The organism is Acidobacteriota bacterium (assembly GCA_016208495.1).
Taxonomy (GTDB): domain Bacteria; phylum Acidobacteriota; class Blastocatellia; order Chloracidobacteriales; family Chloracidobacteriaceae; genus JACQXX01.
The window spans coordinates 1-15,723 of the sequence record JACQXX010000010.1 but is presented as its reverse complement, the minus strand read 5'-3'; the positions used below and the strand labels follow the sequence as shown (position 1 = coordinate 15,723).

The following is a 15,723-nucleotide window of genomic DNA, read 5'->3' as shown; positions in this document are numbered from 1 at the left end:
TAGGGGCGAAAAAGGTTCACCCCTTTTCGCCCCTATTGTAAACCAACTGTCGAGTGGTTGGGTTTAACTTTCGCCAGTAAACCCACCGCTGTACATTGAGAAGCTGCCCCAGATACCATCAATGATATCTTTATTGGCATCATACTTATCAACGTCTGTCCACAGAATCACGATGTAGTTATCTGTCACATCCGTTGCGACCAAAATCTTCATTTTGTATTTCTTTCCATCTTTTAAGGTGCCGCTCCCTTCAGCCAGGGAATAATCGCCACTGAGTTCCTTGGCTTCACCAATCACAACATCCGTATCGCCGTCCTGAAGGCAAAATTGTTTTGCAAGCGCTAATAAATCTTCTTTCGAGGCACTTTTATCTTTATACGCTGCAACGTTTACCTGAACGTTTGATGGGGTGGTCCCCTCAAACCAATCCACACCTTCAACCGTTACCCATTCAGCTTTGGTCCCAGTTGGAACTTCAAACTGATATCCCTTTTCACTATCCCAATAGGTATCCCAATCAGCCGGAACCGCTACTTTGGTGGCGGCTGGAATTTCTTTCTTGGGCTGTTCAGGTGGCTTGCTTGGTGCCGGTGCGGGTTTGGTGGACGTCGGTTTCGGTTTCGCCGGAGCGGCGGGGGCTGCGGGTTTTGCGGGGGCTGCGGGAGGTGGTGACGAGCAGGCCATTCCTCCAAAAGTCACACTTATAGCTAACAAACCGGTAATCATGGTCTTGCGGTTCATAGGTGTTTTCTTCCTGTTTTTCTCGAGTGATGATGCGGCAGGTATGCTCTGGAACAAGTGAAGTTCAAACCGGACACACATGCGTCCAGTTCTTCCACTGGGAACCAGTGTTTTTTTGAGATGTAAGAGGTGATTTTGGTCCTGAGAGAGTGTCTATGGACGTGCATCATAATCAATTGTTTTTTGTCGTCAACAACTCTTTTTTCTTTTTTCTCTTTTCCTGACAGATTTATAGCAATTTCCCGTTAGATTTCCGCAGATAACCTGCTTTTCTAGTTAGATTTATACTTTCTTTGAGTTTTTTTTCAAAATCAGGGATTATGCAAAACAAACAGGGCGGATAAAGGTAATTTCATCCGCCCCGATCATTTTTTCAGTCCTCGAAGGAACTCGGATTGTATCAACTCAACCAGATATCAACCGGCGTTATTTTTCTTTTGCTGCCTGACGAGCACTGATTTCGTGGCTGACCATTGTGTCAAGGACTTCCTCAGTTTCACGCATGGTCATATGGTTATCCTCAATGTGAGATTCGTTCATCAGGCGGAACCGACGATAAAATTCCATTCCGGTTCCAGCCGGAATCAACCGGCCCATAATCACGTTTTCCTTCAAGCCGCGCAGGTAATCAGTGCGACCTGAGATTGAGGCTTCGGTGAGCACCCGGGTGGTTTCCTGGAAGCTGGCAGCCGAAATGAAACTTTCGGTTGAAAGCGAGGCTTTGGTGATTCCAAGCAACAGCGGCTCGGCAATCGCCGGCTGGCTATCCTGTTCCAGAACCCGTTTGTTTTCGTCTTCAAAGCGGAACCGGTCAACCTGTTCTTCGAGCAGGAATTCCGTATCGCCAACTTCTTTGACTTTCACCCACCGCAGCATCTGGCGAACAATGACTTCGATATGCTTGTCGTTAATGTTGACGCCCTGCAGACGATAGACTTCCTGAATTTCATTCACGAGGTATTTCTGCAATGCGTCCATTCCCTGCACCGCCAGAATGTCATGTGGGTTGAGCGGTCCATCCATCAAAGGTTCGCCAGCCCGCACGCGGTCACTTTCCTGCACATTGAGGTGCACGCCGCGTGGGATTGAATACTCGCGAACTTCACCGTCGTCCCCAACGACCCGGATCTTGCGTTGCCCCTTGGTCACATTCCCAAATTCAACCCGGCCATTGATTTCAGCCATCACCGCGGTTTCCCGTGGTCGGCGGGCTTCAAAGAGTTCGACCACCCGCGGCAAACCGCCGGTGATGTCCTTGGCACGAGTTGATTCGCGCGGAATCTTGGCAATGATATCGCCCGGAGCAATCTTGTCGCCGTCCCGAACCGTCAAGTTGGCCCGGATTGGCATTTGATAGCTCTTCAGTACTTTCCGGCTATCTGGTGCCAGAATTTCAATCCGTGGCTGCCGTTTTTCATCGGTTGATTCCATCACGATCATACTGCGGTTGCCGGTGTGTTCATCAACTTCCTCATGGATCGTGATACCGTCAAGCAGGTCTTTAAAGTGAATGGTTCCTTCAACTTCGGTGAGAATTGAGAACGTGTATGGATCCCACTGGGCCAGTGGTTGACCTTCCTCAACCATATCACCATCATTGACGAGCAATTTGGCGCCATACACAATCTGATAGCGGGCAATTTCGCGATTGTTGCGTTTTTCATCAATCACAATAATTGACCCGTTGCGGTTCATGGCAACCAGCTTGCCGTCGCGATTCTGGACAGTGTTGAGTTCAAAGAAGCGAACGCGGCCACCCTTGCGGGCTTCGTGAGATGACTGTTCGGATGACCCCGAAACGGCACCACCGATGTGGAAAGTCCGCATCGTCAACTGGGTTCCAGGTTCACCGATTGATTGAGCGGCAATCACACCAACCGCTTCACCCATTTCGACCATCTTCCCGGTGGCCAGGTTCCGGCCATAGCACTTGATACAAATGCCGCGCCGTGATTCGCAGGTCAACACCGAACGCAACTTCACGCGTTCAATCCCGCCAGCATCCTGAATTTCAGCCGCCAGCAATTCTGAAATTTCTGAATTAGCGGCCACAATCGTTTCGCCCGTCACCGGGTCAATCACGTCTTCTAGCGCCACCCGCCCAATGATGCGGTCGCGCAACGATTCAATGACTTCGCCGCCTTCGGTAATCGCTTCGACCCAGATGCCGCGAATCGTGCCGCAATCATCTTCCGACACAATCACGTCCTGAGCCACGTCCACCAGACGCCGGGTCAGATAGCCCGAGTCAGCCGTCTTGAGTGCCGTATCCGCCAACCCCTTGCGTGCGCCGTGGGTTGAAATGAAGTATTCCAACACGTCCAGACCTTCGCGGAAATTGGCCCGGATCGGTTTTTCGATAATCGCGCCGGATGGTTTGGCCATCAAACCGCGCATCCCGGCCAACTGGCGAATCTGCTGAGCTGAACCGCGCGCCCCAGAGTCAGCCATAACCATAATCGGGTTCATTTCGCCAAACTTCTCTTCGCGGGTCTTCATGGCCTTGAACATCTGCTCGGCGACGGCTTCGGTGGTTTGAGACCAGATGGCAACGACTTTGTTATAGCGTTCGCCATTGGTAATGGTGCCTTCTTCGTACTGGCGCTGGAATTCGGCGACTTCCTGGTCGGCTTTCGCCACCAGATCCACTTTGTTATCAGGTGTCACCAGATCATCAATACCAATGGAAATCCCCGCCTTGGTGGCATAGAGGAAACCAATTGCCTTCAGCGCGTCGAGCATTTTGACTGTTAATTCGTGCGAATAGCAAAGCTGGCAGTAGTTTACCAGTGATTGCAGCCCCTTCTTCTTCATCACGCCATTGATGAACGGCATTTCCACGGGCAGATGCTCGTTGAGAATGACGCGACCCACCGTCGTGTTGATGACCTGTTTGATTTCGCGCACCGTTGCCCGGAGCACATCCTGTTTGTCACGCTCCTGCTCCATATCAATAATCCGACCTTCAAAGGCCAGTTTGACCGGAGTCTGGGTACTCACAATACCGGAGTCATGTGCCAGCAGCACATCCTCCTTGCTCGCAAAAATTCGCCCTGCCTTTTCATCATGTGGCCGTTCAGTGGTCAGATAGTAACAGCCCAACACGATATCCTGGGTTGGAACGGCAATTGGCTGACCGTTGGCTGGCGACAGAATGTTGTTGTCGGCCCGCATCAATACAGTGGCTTCGATCTGGGCTTCGTGTGAAAGCGGAATATGCACGGCCATCTGGTCACCGTCGAAGTCAGCATTGAATGCAGTACAGACCAGCGGGTGAATTTTGATGGCTTTCCCTTCGACCAGAACCGGTTCAAATGCCTGAATCCCCAATCGGTGGAGTGTCGGAGCGCGGTTTAACAGCACCGGGTGCTCGCGGATGACATCTTCGAGAATATCCCACACGGCTGGATCCTGGCGTTCGACCATTTCCTTGGCCTGCTTGATGGTCGCGGCATGGCCCTGACGTTCAAGCTGGTTGTAAATAAACGGTTTAAACAATTCGAGCGCCATTTTCTTGGGCAGTCCGCACTGGTGCAATTTCAGTTCCGGACCAACCACGATCACCGAACGACCGGAATAGTCCACGCGCTTTCCAAGCAGGTTTTGACGGAAGCGGCCTGACTTTCCTTTGAGTGTGTCTGACAGCGATTTGAGCGGGCGGTTATTGACCCCACGCAACACGCGGCCACGGCGTCCGTTGTCAAAGAGCGCGTCAACAGCTTCCTGCAGCATGCGTTTTTCGTTGCGAACGATCACTTCCGGGGCTTTGAGTTCCAGCAGTTTCTTCAACCGGTTATTGCGGTTGATCACACGGCGATACAGATCGTTGAGGTCTGAAGTCGCAAAACGCCCACCATCGAGCGGCACGAGTGGCCGCAATTCAGGTGGGATCACCGGAATAACGTCTAAAATCATCCATTGCGGATGGTTCCCCGAGCGTCGGAAGGCATCAACAACTTTCAATCGCTTGGAGTATTTCAATTTCTTTTGCTGGGACGTTTCATCTTTCATGCGCTGGCGCAGTTCAACCGCCAGGTCATCAATTTCCACTTTTTCCAACAAAATTTTGATCGCTTCGGCACCCATCTTGGCCACAAATCGGCCTGGGAATTCCTGCATCAGCTTGCGATATTGCTCATCGCTCAGCAGGTCTTTTTCCTTGATATCAGCCACGTCGCCCGCATCCACCACGATGTACGACTCGAAGTAAAGGACCTTTTCCAGCTCACGGAGTGGAATATCGAGCAGATGGCCGATGCGTGATGGCAATCCTTTGAAAAACCACACGTGGGAACACGGGCTGGCCAGTTCGATGTGCCCAAGGCGTTCGCGACGAACCTTAGAAAGCGTGACTTCAACGCCGCACTTGTCGCACACCACCCCACGGTGCTTCATGCGTTTGTACTTGCCGCACAAACATTCCCAGTCAGTGACCGGCCCAAAAATTCGCGCGCAGAAAAGACCATCCCGCTCTGGCTTGAACGTGCGGTAGTTGATGGTTTCAGGCTTGGTCACTTCCCCGTGTGACCAGGAACGAATCTTTTCCGGGGAAGCTAATGAAATTCGAATTGCCTCAAAATCCGGGGCAACTGTTTTGTTGTCATACATCCTGAACACGTTTATACCCTCCCCATCGAATGGAGAATGAAGAATTGAGAATGAAGAGCGGAGAATGAAGAGCGGAGAATGAGTAATGAGAATTTAAGCCTACCAGCTTATTTTCTTCATTCCTCATTCTTCATTCTTCATGTGACCTCACTCTTCATTCTTCATTCTGCTTCATCCTTCATTCAGTTTGCGGTTTCTTCCTTTTCTTCGCGCTTGACCAGCTCGACATCAAGGCAAAGTGATTGCAACTCACGAACGAGCACATTAAAGGACTCTGGCACACCTGGATCAAAGTCGGTTTCGCCTTTGACGATGGCTTCATAGCTCTTTGAACGTCCCGCGACGTCGTCTGATTTGGCCGTCAGCAATTCTTGCAAAATGTGGGCTGCCCCATAGGCTTCGAGGGCCCAGACTTCCATTTCCCCAAATCGCTGGCCGCCGAATTGCGCTTTTCCGCCCAGCGGCTGCTGGGTAATGAGCGAGTATGGTCCAATTGACCGGGCGTGGATCTTATCGTCCACCAAATGCGACAGTTTGAGCATATAGATATAGCCCACCGTCACCATTTGTTCGAACGCTTCGCCGGTCATTCCGTCAAAGAGCATGGTCTTTCCAGACTGGTTGATCATTGGCGGAATTTCATCAGCATCAAGGATATCTGAGGCGATCTTCAGCTTTTCCTTAATTTCGAGTTCCGACGCGCCGTCAAAAACCGGGGTCGCAAATCGGACGCCAAGGATTTTGGCCGCCCAGCCAAGGTGGGTTTCGAGGATCTGACCGACGTTCATACGCGATGGCACCCCCAGTGGGTTAAGCACGATTTCAACTGGAGTTCCATCAGGCAGATACGGCATATCTTCTTCAGGGAGAATCTGGGCGATCACCCCCTTGTTCCCGTGACGACCGGCCATCTTGTCACCGACGGAAAGCTTGCGCTTCATTGCGATGAAGACTTTGACCATCTTGATCACGCCTGGCGGCAGTTCGTCACCTTTTTTGAGCTTGTCAACTTTTTCGCGGTGGAGTTCCTGCAAAATGTTGATCTGGCGTTTGGTGCGTTCTTCAAGTTCTTTTACCTCGCCGGCAACATCAATTTTGGCATTTTCAAGTTCAATTTTCTTGATCGTGCCTAAATCGAGGGTGCGCAGTGTCTCCAGGGTCAGCACATCGCCTTTGCCAACCACGGTTCGTTTCCCGTGAATGACTTCCTTGGCCACGCGCTGTCCATCCAGGAGTTCGTACACACGCTTGTTGCGCTCTTCCTCCAGGATTCGCTTTTCGTCGTTCAAGTTCTTGATCAGGCGGTTTTCTTCGGTCTGTTCAATTGCCAGTGACCGCTTGTCTTTCTCAGCGCCCTTGCGAGTAAAGACTTTGACATCCACCACCGTGCCTTCAATTCCTGGAGGACAGGTCAGCGAGGCATCGCGCACATCACCGGCTTTTTCACCAAAGATGGCTCGCAGCAGCTTTTCTTCCGCCGTCAACTGGGTTTCACCCTTTGGTGTCACCTTGCCGACCAGAATTGACCCAGGTTTGACCCGAGCGCCGATGCGAATGATGCCCGACTCATCAAGGTCACGCAGCATTGATTCCGAGACGTTTGGAATATCACGTGTGATTTCTTCAGGCCCCAGCTTGGTGTCACGAGCTTCGATTTCGAGTTCTTCAATGTGAATTGAGGTGTAGGCATCTTCCCGCACCAGCTTTTCAGAAATCAGAATTGCGTCTTCGAAGTTGTATCCACGCCACGGCATAAACGACACCAGGACGTTACGGCCCAGGGCGAGTTCTCCGAAATCAGTACATGGACCGTCCGCCAGCACATCACCTTTTTTGACCCGTTGTCCAACCTGCACAATCGGTTTCTGGTTGATGCAGGTGCTCTGGTTTGAGCGACGGAACTTGACCAACTGATAGATATCGGCGGTGACTTCGCGTGAAAGCGATCCGGACTGAGTATTGTCAACCCGAATGATGATTCGTTCCGAGTCAACGCTATCCACCACGCCATCACGACGGGCCAGCACGACAGCCCCCGAATCCTGGGCGGTGACTTTCTCCATCCCGGTTCCGATCAATGGAGCTTCGGCTCGCAGCAGCGGCACCGCCTGACGTTGCATGTTTGATCCCATCAGTGCGCGGTTGGCGTCGTCGTGTTCGAGGAACGGAATCAACGCGGCAGCCACCGACACCAACTGTTTGGGCGAAACGTCCACAAAATGAATTTCATGGCGAGCTGATTCTTTAAAGTCCCCCTGGTTTCGTGACGAGACCCGTTCGTTGAGGATCACGTTATTTTCATCAACCGTGATGTTGGCCTGTCCGACCGTGTATTTATCTTCTTCCCAGGCGGAGAGATAAAATGGATGCGGTTCATAATCGGCGGTCTTCTTGCCTGGTGGAAGGGCTTTATTGATGCGATTGACCTCATCAGCCGACAGGTGCATCTCAGGTTTGAGTTCGGTATCGCCGCCATTGGTAATGCGCACGTACTCAACCACCCGACCATTTTCAACTTTGCGGTACGGTGACTCAATAAAGCCGAATTCATTGATTCGAGCAAAACAGGACAACGACGAGATCAACCCGATATTCGGACCTTCAGGAGTTTCAATCGGACAGATACGGCCATAGTGCGTCGGATGCACGTCGCGGACTTCAAACCCGGCTCGCTCACGCGAGAGACCGCCCGGCCCGAGGGCCGACAGACGCCGCTTGTGGGTAATTTCCGACAGCGGGTTGGTTTGGTCCATAAACTGCGACAACTGGGAGGAACCAAAAAATTCGCGCACGGCAGCCGTCACTGGTTTGGCATTGATCAGGTCGCGCGGCATCGCGGTTTGCATTTCCTGGTGGATCGACATCTTTTCCTTGATGGCGCGTTCCATCCGGACCAGACCAATGCGGAACTGGTTTTCCAGCAGTTCGCCGACAGCACGGACCCGGCGATTCCCCAAATGATCAATATCATCCGCTTCATAAATCAATTCTTTGCCGTGTGGTCCGGTGACCTTGCCCTTACGCAGTTTCAGCACATAGGCAATCACATCAAAGAAATCCTTTGGAGACAGGGTTTGCTCGTTGAGGCGGTCGCGGTCAGGTCGGCCCATTTTAATGTTGAACTTGAGGCGTCCAACCCGTGAAAAATCAAATTTCCGCTCGTCAAAAAACATTCCGTGAAACAGATTCCACGCCGTCATCACGGTTGGCGGGTCACCTGGGCGCATCTTGCGGTAGATTTCCAGCAACGCATCAACCGGCTTGCGAACGCTATCTTTCTTGAGGGTTTGCACCAGGATGGTCCCGACATCGTCACGTTCCGGGAAGAAAATCTCAAACGTGTCTGTTTCAGAATCAACCAGTGCCGCGTACTCTTTGGCCGTCAATTCGCTGTGGGATTCGCCCAACACTTCGCCAGTGGCGTTGTTGATGACTTCATCCACAAAACAGGCACCTTCCAGGTCCATGGCTTCGACCGGGATTTCCGTAATTTTGGCCTTGTGGAGTTCGTCAATTTTGCGGTTGGTGAGCTTCCCAGCCGGTTTGACAATCACTTCGCCGGTGGCCGGATTGGTCACACCGCCCTGGATTTTCATATCGTGCAGGCTTGGTCCAACTTTCAACCACAATTTCTTGTCGTGGACGGAAATTTTGCTCACGTTATAGAACGTGCGCACAATCTCGGCGTCAGCATAGGACGCCAGCCGGATTTGCTCTTCAATTTGTGAATCCGAATAGTCACCCCGGTGAATTCCCGGCACATCAAGTTTGACCATCAGGCCAAGCGCCCGCAGGAAAATCGAAGCCAAAAACTTTCGTTTTCGGTCAATTCGGACATAGAGCAGGTTCTTCTGGTCATATTCAAATTCGATCCAGGAACCGCGGTATGGAATAACCTTTGCCAGGTAAACCGGTGATTTTTCAAAGAATACCCCAGGGCTGCGATGCAACTGTGACACGATCACGCGCTCGGTCCCGTTGATGATAAAGGTGCCCTTTTCCGTCATCAGCGGGATATCGCCGAAGTACACATCTTCGTCACGGAAGTCACGCAGTGAACGCTTCCCGGTTTCTTCGTTTTTGTCCCACACCGTCAGCCGGATTTTGACTTTCAGTGGAACAGCATAGGTCATTCCACGTTCCTGGCACTCTTGCACATCATATTTGTGCTTCAGACCAACGGGTTCGCCGCACACATCGCACAGCGTGACAATGTTTTTGTTGAGGGAGCCGCACGTTCCGCACACGATGTCTTCGCCGGAAAGGGGGTCAATGCGAATCGTCGAACCACAACTGTGGCAGTTGGAACGCAAGAATTTCAGACCTTCGTTTTTTCCGCATTTGCACTTCCATTCTCCAATCGAATAATCGACGAAGTCGAGTTGTGCTGTCTCGCGAAAATCGTTAATCGGAAAAACAGATCTAAATACAGACTGGAGCCCGATACTTTCGCGTTCATCAGGCAATAAATCCATTTGCAAGAAGCGGTTGTAGGATTCGCGCTGAACCTCGATCAGGTTCGGAATGCGAATCGTGGTTTTGATCTTGGAAAAATCGTGGCGCTCAGTAGGCGTAGGGTTAGTTGTCAGAGACATTGACATAGCAGCGTTTCACCTCTGTTTGCATGTGCGCTGGTGCGCCAAACTGTAAGTTGGAAAATCGGATGAACGGCGAAGGAGTGATCCAGCCAGCCGGACGGTGTGCTGTGGCAGGAAATGAAGAAACATAATGGCGATATTGTCCCACATGGCTGATCAAACTGGGGTGGTACTGGGGCCAGTGATTGGCGATTGGAGCGGATCATCCAGAAAAGCCAGGATAAAGGTGTTGCCCAAGGAAACAACCTTCGACTGGTTGATTAGGCTTACCAACTCGCCGCTCGCAGTGCCGGGGAAAGTCAATCAACCGAATGTAAATCAAAAAAGCGGCTTAAACACAAAATGGAAGACCGTACTGAGACACGTTTCTCAGCACGCTCTTCAAGCGCGTTTCAGAACTAAAAGCAACCAATGCCCCAACCTGATGAAAGATCCCGTATCGGAATCAGTCGAATCTGCCAGAACTGGCCAGAAACGGGTACTCCAGGTCGGATTTGGAGCACTACCATATTATTTTGGAAATCATGAAGCTGACAATTTTGTGAGGTCAGCGGGCCCTCCTCTGAAAAAGTATGATTATCAGAGGTTTGAAAAACAGAGATGTTATGGCGTGTCCTTCGAACAGTTCCAGTGAGGATGGTGGCGATCCTCTCTGAATGAACGCTGCCAGAGACACATTCTGCGATCCAGGATTAAAATGAACTGAAGGGGGAAGAATGCACTTCCCCCTTTTAAGCTTAGGCGTTGCCCGGCGAAGTGCAAGTCACTTTACCGCATTGCTGGCCGAAAACCAGGTATGGCAAGCCGTAAAGTGACCGCAGGGAAACTACTTGATTTCGACGGTTGCGCCAGCATCGACCAATTTCTTCTTGACGGCTTCGGCTTCGTCCTTGTTGACGCCTTCTTTGACAGCCTTGGGCGCGCCTTCCACCAGGTCTTTGGCTTCTTTCAGGCCGAGTGAGGTCAATTCGCGGACCACTTTGATCACATTGATCTTGTTGGCGCCGGCGCCGGTCAAGATCACGTCAAATTCGGTCTTTTCTTCGACCGGAGCAGCAACCACAGCAGCAACCGGTGCAGCAGCGGCAGTGGCAGCGGCAGCGGATACGCCAAAGCGAGTTTCCATCATCTTGACCAACTGGGCAGTTTCCAACAAGGTCAAGGATTCAACACTTGATAAAATAGCTTCTAATTTCTCAGACATTATCTCTTCCTCCAAAAAACGATCAAAACACGTAAGATTCCAGATTTCCCAGCGGTTGTGGTGTATACCGCCAGTGAACGCGTCTCCGAAGGTGCATCTCCTCGAAAGGCTACGTCCAGGCTCCCAACGCGCGCCTCTGACAGACCGCGGCGTTGTTTGAAACAATAAAAGTAAAGACTTTAGGCGAATCCCCGGCGCAATTACTCGGCAGCGGCTGGGGTTTCCGCATTGGCCCGCTGTTCGTGAATCTGGTTGAGTACAATCGCCAGGTTGCGTGCCACACCGTTGGTAACGGATGCCAGGCGCTGAGCACCTGAATTCAGCACAAACAACAGCTTGGACAGCAATTCTTCACGGGATGGCATGTTGGCCAGTTCGTCGAGTTCAGTCACCTGAATCGCACGGCCTTCAACCACAGCGGCTTTGAAAACAAACTTCGGGTTTTCTTTGAAAAACTTTTGCAGCAATTTGGCGGTGGTCACCGGGTCTTCCGGATGAATGGCAACTGCCGTTGGGCCGACAAAGTCCTTTTCAACCACTTCCAGCGCCGTGCCTTTCGCGGCACGTCGGGCCAGGGTGTTTTTTACTACTTTGTAGGTAATGTTGGCTTTGCGCATTTCCGCGCGCAAGCTGGTATCCACCCCGACGGTCAATCCCTGAAATCCAACCAGGAATGCGTGTGGGGTGCTTTGAAAGCTTTTGGCCAATACCTCAAGCTCTTGGTTTTTTTCAGTCCGATTCATAGGCTTTTCTTTTCACTCCCTTTAGACGTGGAAACTGGCCGCATCCAAACGCACGTTCGGCCCCATCGTCGAGCAGAGGTGCATTCCTTTCACATAGCGCCCCTTGGCAGTCTGTGGTTTGGCTTTGATGACCGCATCAATGAGCACCTTGGCATTTTCAAACAGCTTTTGTGAGCCAAAGGAAACTTTGCCGATTGGAGCATGGATCACACCGGTTTTATCAACGCGGTATTCCACCTTCCCAGCCTTGGTTTCTTGAACTGCCTTGGCGACATCAAAGGTCACAGTGCCAGTCTTCGGGTTTGGCATCAACCCACGTGGCCCAAGAATTTTACCGAGCGTCCCGACCTGTTTCATCACGTCCGGAGTTGCAATCACCGCATCAAAATCAAGCCAGCCGCCTTTGATCCGGTCAACGAGTTCTTCGCCGCCGACTTCTTCAGCACCGGCTTCGCGAGCTTCGCGCTGTTTTTCACCAGTGGCAATCACACACACCCGTTTTGATTTTCCAAGCCCATTGGGCAGCACAACCGTGCCGCGCACCATTTGATCCGCTTTTCGCGGATCAACGCCAAGCACCATGGTGACTTCCACGGTTTCATCAAACTTGGCGAAGGCAATCTTTGAGACCAACTGCAGCGCGTCGGGCAATTGATACAATTTGGTGGCATCAATCTGCGCCGTTGCGGCTTTATATTTTTTTCCAACCTTTGCCATATAATGTCCTTTCAGGTACAAACGTAGCCGGCCTCGCAGCCGGAACTACTCCCTGGATGCTCATCGAAGCACCCAAACGAAGAGGTTGCCTGGAATGAAAAATCACCCCCGGTGGCAAAATCGAGGGTGATCATCAATGCAACTGAAATTAGTCAACAATCTCAAGGCCCATATTGCGAGCGGTGCCCGCAATAGTTCGAATCGCTGCTTCGACTGAACCGCAATTCATATCCTGGATTTTTGATTCTGCAATTTCGCGCAATTGTTTACTTGTGATTTTGCCAACTTTGTCGCGATTGGGTTTGGCCGAACCGGAAGAAATCCCTGCTGCTTTTTTCAACAGGTCAGCCGCCGGCGGCGTTTTGGTAATAAAGGTATAGGATCTGTCAGCAAATACCGTGATCACCACCGGGATTTTCAGGTCTCCCATATTGGCGGTGCGGGCATTGAATTCTTTGCAGAAGCCAATGATGTTGAGGCCGTGTTGACCGAGCGCCGGACCAATTGGAGGCGCTGGATTGGCTTTCCCAGCCGGGATCTGCAACTTGATGTACGCAGTGATTTTCTTTGCCATAGTTGTCTTTCGTGCTGTGCTTCAGAGTCTAACGGGTAACTCACGACACCAGGGCCGGTCGCTACCTGAACCAACTGTGTATTATTCTTCAGAAAACGAGAGCTTATTGACCCCGGTGAAATCCAGTTCAACTGGTGTTGCCCGTCCAAAGATCGTCACCATGACTTTCAATGTGTTTTTATCAAGGTTGACTTCTTCGACCACGCCCGTGAACCCGGTAAATGGCCCACTGGTAATTCGGACAGTTTCGCCATGAGTAAAGGAGACCCGCGGCTTGGGGTTTTCCGTGGCTTCTGTAACGTGATGGATAATCTGATTGACTTCTTCGTCAGTTAACGGCGTGGGTTTTTGGCCTCCGACAAAACTGGTCACTTTGGGCGTGCTTTTAATGATATGCCAGACTTTATCTGACATTTCACCGGTTTTGTCATCTGTCTCGATTTCGACCAAAACGTAGCCAGGAAAGATCATCCTCGACGTTTCAATTCGCTTGTTTCCACGCATTTCAAAGACGGTCTCAGTCGGAACGAGCACCTGAGGGACTTCATCTTCCATCCCATAGGCTTTGACGCGTGTTTGCAAGCTTTCTTTGACTTTTTTTTCATACCCGGAATAGGTATGAATAATAAACCACCGTTTTGCCATTGCTATTCACTTTTCGCCGCGGCGAAACCTTGTATTCCTATCGAGTAAACCACTTGGTGAGTTGTTCAAATCCGAGTGTGATTAACACATCAACAACCCAGAGAAAAAATCCAAAAAAGGTAACGGCTACCACAACGACCACTGTGGTTGAGAGCACTTCGTTTTTTGAAGGCCAGGAGACTCGTTTCATCTCCTGTTTCACATCTCGATAAAAGTGGGTCACGCCCGCCCATTTGGTTGCCAACCAGTTGGATTCACTCATGCGTGCTACCTCAGAAGCCTGACTCATACGTACTCTACTCTCCTCAAAAGTTCAACTTTGAATAAAGGGACGGCGCACTGCTGCGATTGGATGAAGTGGCAGGGGTATCAGGATTCGAACCCGAACTTTCGGTTTTGGAGACCGACGTGCTAACCGTTGACACTATACCCCTGTGAGCAATGCTTACTTGGTTTCTTTGTGAGGAGTATGCTTGCGGCAAAAGCGGCAGAATTTTGAAAACTGCAGGCGTCCCGTTGTGGTTTTCTTGTTTTTATTGGTCACATAGTTCCGGTTTTTGCATTCCGGACACTGCAACGTCACATTATCACGAGCCATAACTCACCTCATTTGTTTTTTGCGATTTGCCCTTGCCAGTTGCCACTTGCCATCGTGTTGAATTCACAATGGCAAGTGGCAAATCGCAAATCACAAATGCACGTTTCTTACTCAAGAATATCTGAGATCGTACCGGCACCGACGGTGCGGCCACCTTCACGGATGGCGAACCGCAACCCCTTTTCCATCGCGATTGGGGTAATCAATTCGACTTCCAGGGCCACGTTGTCGCCCGGCATCACCATTTCCACGTTCTCCGGCAGCGTCGCCACTCCGGTCACGTCCGTGGTCCGGAAGTAGAACTGGGGCCGATAGCCTTTGAAAAATGGCGTGTGGCGGCCACCTTCTTCCTTCGTCAAAATGTAGACTTCGCACTTGAACTTTGTGTGCGGCGTGATTGATCCCGGCTTGGCGATCACCTGGCCACGTTCGATGTCGCTTCGGTCCACACCGCGCAGCAACAATCCCACGTTGTCCCCTGCCCGGCCTTCGTCGAGCAGTTTTTTGAACATTTCCACGCCCGTCACCACCGTCTTGCGTGTCGCCCGGATTCCGACGATTTCCACTTCTTCCCCGACCTTCACGATTCCGCGTTCAATGCGGCCTGTCGCCACTGTTCCACGGCCTGAAATCGAGAAAATGTCTTCGACCGGCATCAAGAATGGCTTGTCCGTCACACGCACCGGCGTCGGAATGTAGCTGTCCACCGCTTCCATCAATTCCAACAACTTGGCTTCCCACTTCGGATCCCCGTTGAGCGCTCCCAGCGCCGACCCGCGAATCACTGGAATGTCGTCGCCTGGAAAATCATACTTCGATAGCAGTTCCCGGACTTCGAGTTCCACCAGTTCCAGCAACTCTTCGTCGTCCACCATGTCGCATTTGTTCATAAACACGCACATCGCCGGCACACCCACCTGCCGCGCCAGCAGGATGTGTTCCCGTGTCTGGGGCATCGGGCCATCGGTTGCCGCCACCACCAGAATCGCTCCGTCCATCTGCGCCGCACCCGTGATCATGTTCTTGATGTAGTCAGCGTGACCGGGGCAATCCACGTGCGCATAGTGCCGATTTTTGGTCTCGTATTCCACGTGCGCCGTGTTGATTGTGATCCCTCGCGCCTTTTCTTCCGGCGCCGCGTCAATCTGCGCGTATGATTTCACCTGGATCTTGGTGTTGCTCTTGGCCAACACGGTCGTGATCGCCGCCGTCAACGTTGTTTTTCCGTGGTCCACGTGTCCAATTGTTCCCACATTGATATGTGGCTTACTGCGATCAAATTTCTCTTTTGCCAT

Annotated in this window: 11 protein-coding genes and 1 tRNA gene; all 12 read right to left on the bottom strand. The window is 51.5% G+C overall.

Annotated elements, in window-relative coordinates:
* Nucleotides 1-63: 63 nt before the first annotated feature.
* Nucleotides 64-741, bottom strand: coding sequence for a hypothetical protein (locus HY774_01450; GenBank protein ID MBI4747127.1), 678 nt, complete (start codon nucleotides 739-741; stop codon nucleotides 64-66).
* Between the two features lie 426 nt (nucleotides 742-1,167).
* Complete coding sequence (rpoC, locus tag HY774_01445; protein MBI4747126.1) at nucleotides 1,168-5,349, bottom strand: DNA-directed RNA polymerase subunit beta'; 4,182 nt, start codon at nucleotides 5,347-5,349, stop codon at nucleotides 1,168-1,170.
* Nucleotides 5,350-5,531: 182 nt separating this feature from the next.
* Nucleotides 5,532-9,944, bottom strand: a complete 4,413-nt coding sequence (gene rpoB, locus HY774_01440) for a DNA-directed RNA polymerase subunit beta (GenBank protein MBI4747125.1) — start codon at nucleotides 9,942-9,944, stop codon at nucleotides 5,532-5,534.
* A gap of 829 nt (nucleotides 9,945-10,773) precedes the next feature.
* Nucleotides 10,774-11,151, bottom strand: coding sequence for a 50S ribosomal protein L7/L12 (gene rplL / locus HY774_01435; GenBank protein MBI4747124.1), 378 nt, complete (start codon nucleotides 11,149-11,151; stop codon nucleotides 10,774-10,776).
* A gap of 200 nt (nucleotides 11,152-11,351) precedes the next feature.
* Entirely contained in the window at nucleotides 11,352-11,894 is a 543-nt protein-coding gene (locus HY774_01430) for a 50S ribosomal protein L10 (GenBank protein MBI4747123.1), read from the bottom strand.
* A 21-nt stretch (nucleotides 11,895-11,915) separates the two neighbouring features.
* Nucleotides 11,916-12,611 carry a 50S ribosomal protein L1 gene (locus HY774_01425; GenBank protein ID MBI4747122.1) on the bottom strand — a complete coding sequence of 232 codons (696 nt, stop codon included), beginning with the start codon at nucleotides 12,609-12,611 and terminating at the stop codon, nucleotides 11,916-11,918.
* A 148-nt stretch (nucleotides 12,612-12,759) separates the two neighbouring features.
* Nucleotides 12,760-13,185, bottom strand: a complete 426-nt coding sequence (rplK, locus tag HY774_01420; protein MBI4747121.1) for a 50S ribosomal protein L11 — start codon at nucleotides 13,183-13,185, stop codon at nucleotides 12,760-12,762.
* A gap of 81 nt (nucleotides 13,186-13,266) precedes the next feature.
* Entirely contained in the window at nucleotides 13,267-13,830 is a 564-nt protein-coding gene (gene nusG, locus HY774_01415) for a transcription termination/antitermination protein NusG (protein MBI4747120.1), read from the bottom strand.
* Nucleotides 13,831-13,867: 37 nt separating this feature from the next.
* The gene (secE, locus tag HY774_01410; GenBank protein ID MBI4747119.1) at nucleotides 13,868-14,092 is read right to left on the bottom strand and encodes a preprotein translocase subunit SecE; all 225 of its coding nucleotides are present in this window, start codon (nucleotides 14,090-14,092) and stop codon (nucleotides 13,868-13,870) included.
* Nucleotides 14,093-14,188: 96 nt separating this feature from the next.
* Nucleotides 14,189-14,264, bottom strand: a tRNA-Trp gene (locus tag HY774_01405).
* An 11-nt stretch (nucleotides 14,265-14,275) separates the two neighbouring features.
* Nucleotides 14,276-14,428 (bottom strand): 50S ribosomal protein L33, encoded by a 153-nt coding sequence (gene rpmG / locus HY774_01400; protein MBI4747118.1) that lies wholly within the window; start codon nucleotides 14,426-14,428, stop codon nucleotides 14,276-14,278.
* Between the two features lie 107 nt (nucleotides 14,429-14,535).
* Entirely contained in the window at nucleotides 14,536-15,723 is a 1,188-nt protein-coding gene (gene tuf / locus HY774_01395) for an elongation factor Tu (protein MBI4747117.1), read from the bottom strand.

What these genes read in the sequence shown, in the direction of transcription:
- HY774_01450 (MBI4747127.1), bottom strand. Translation starts at nt 741, where the DNA reads ATGAACCGCAAGACCATGATTACCGGTTTGTTAGCTATAAGTGTGACT.
- rpoC (MBI4747126.1), bottom strand. Translation starts at nt 5,349, where the DNA reads ATGTATGACAACAAAACAGTTGCCCCGGATTTTGAGGCAATTCGAATT.
- rpoB (MBI4747125.1), bottom strand. Translation starts at nt 9,944, where the DNA reads ATGTCTCTGACAACTAACCCTACGCCTACTGAGCGCCACGATTTTTCC.
- rplL (MBI4747124.1), bottom strand. Translation starts at nt 11,151, where the DNA reads ATGTCTGAGAAATTAGAAGCTATTTTATCAAGTGTTGAATCCTTGACC.
- HY774_01430 (MBI4747123.1), bottom strand. Translation starts at nt 11,894, where the DNA reads ATGAATCGGACTGAAAAAAACCAAGAGCTTGAGGTATTGGCCAAAAGC.
- HY774_01425 (MBI4747122.1), bottom strand. Translation starts at nt 12,611, where the DNA reads ATGGCAAAGGTTGGAAAAAAATATAAAGCCGCAACGGCGCAGATTGAT.
- rplK (MBI4747121.1), bottom strand. Translation starts at nt 13,185, where the DNA reads ATGGCAAAGAAAATCACTGCGTACATCAAGTTGCAGATCCCGGCTGGG.
- nusG (MBI4747120.1), bottom strand. Translation starts at nt 13,830, where the DNA reads ATGGCAAAACGGTGGTTTATTATTCATACCTATTCCGGGTATGAAAAA.
- secE (MBI4747119.1), bottom strand. Translation starts at nt 14,092, where the DNA reads ATGAGTGAATCCAACTGGTTGGCAACCAAATGGGCGGGCGTGACCCAC.
- rpmG (MBI4747118.1), bottom strand. Translation starts at nt 14,428, where the DNA reads ATGGCTCGTGATAATGTGACGTTGCAGTGTCCGGAATGCAAAAACCGG.
- tuf (MBI4747117.1), bottom strand. Translation starts at nt 15,723, where the DNA reads ATGGCAAAAGAGAAATTTGATCGCAGTAAGCCACATATCAATGTGGGA.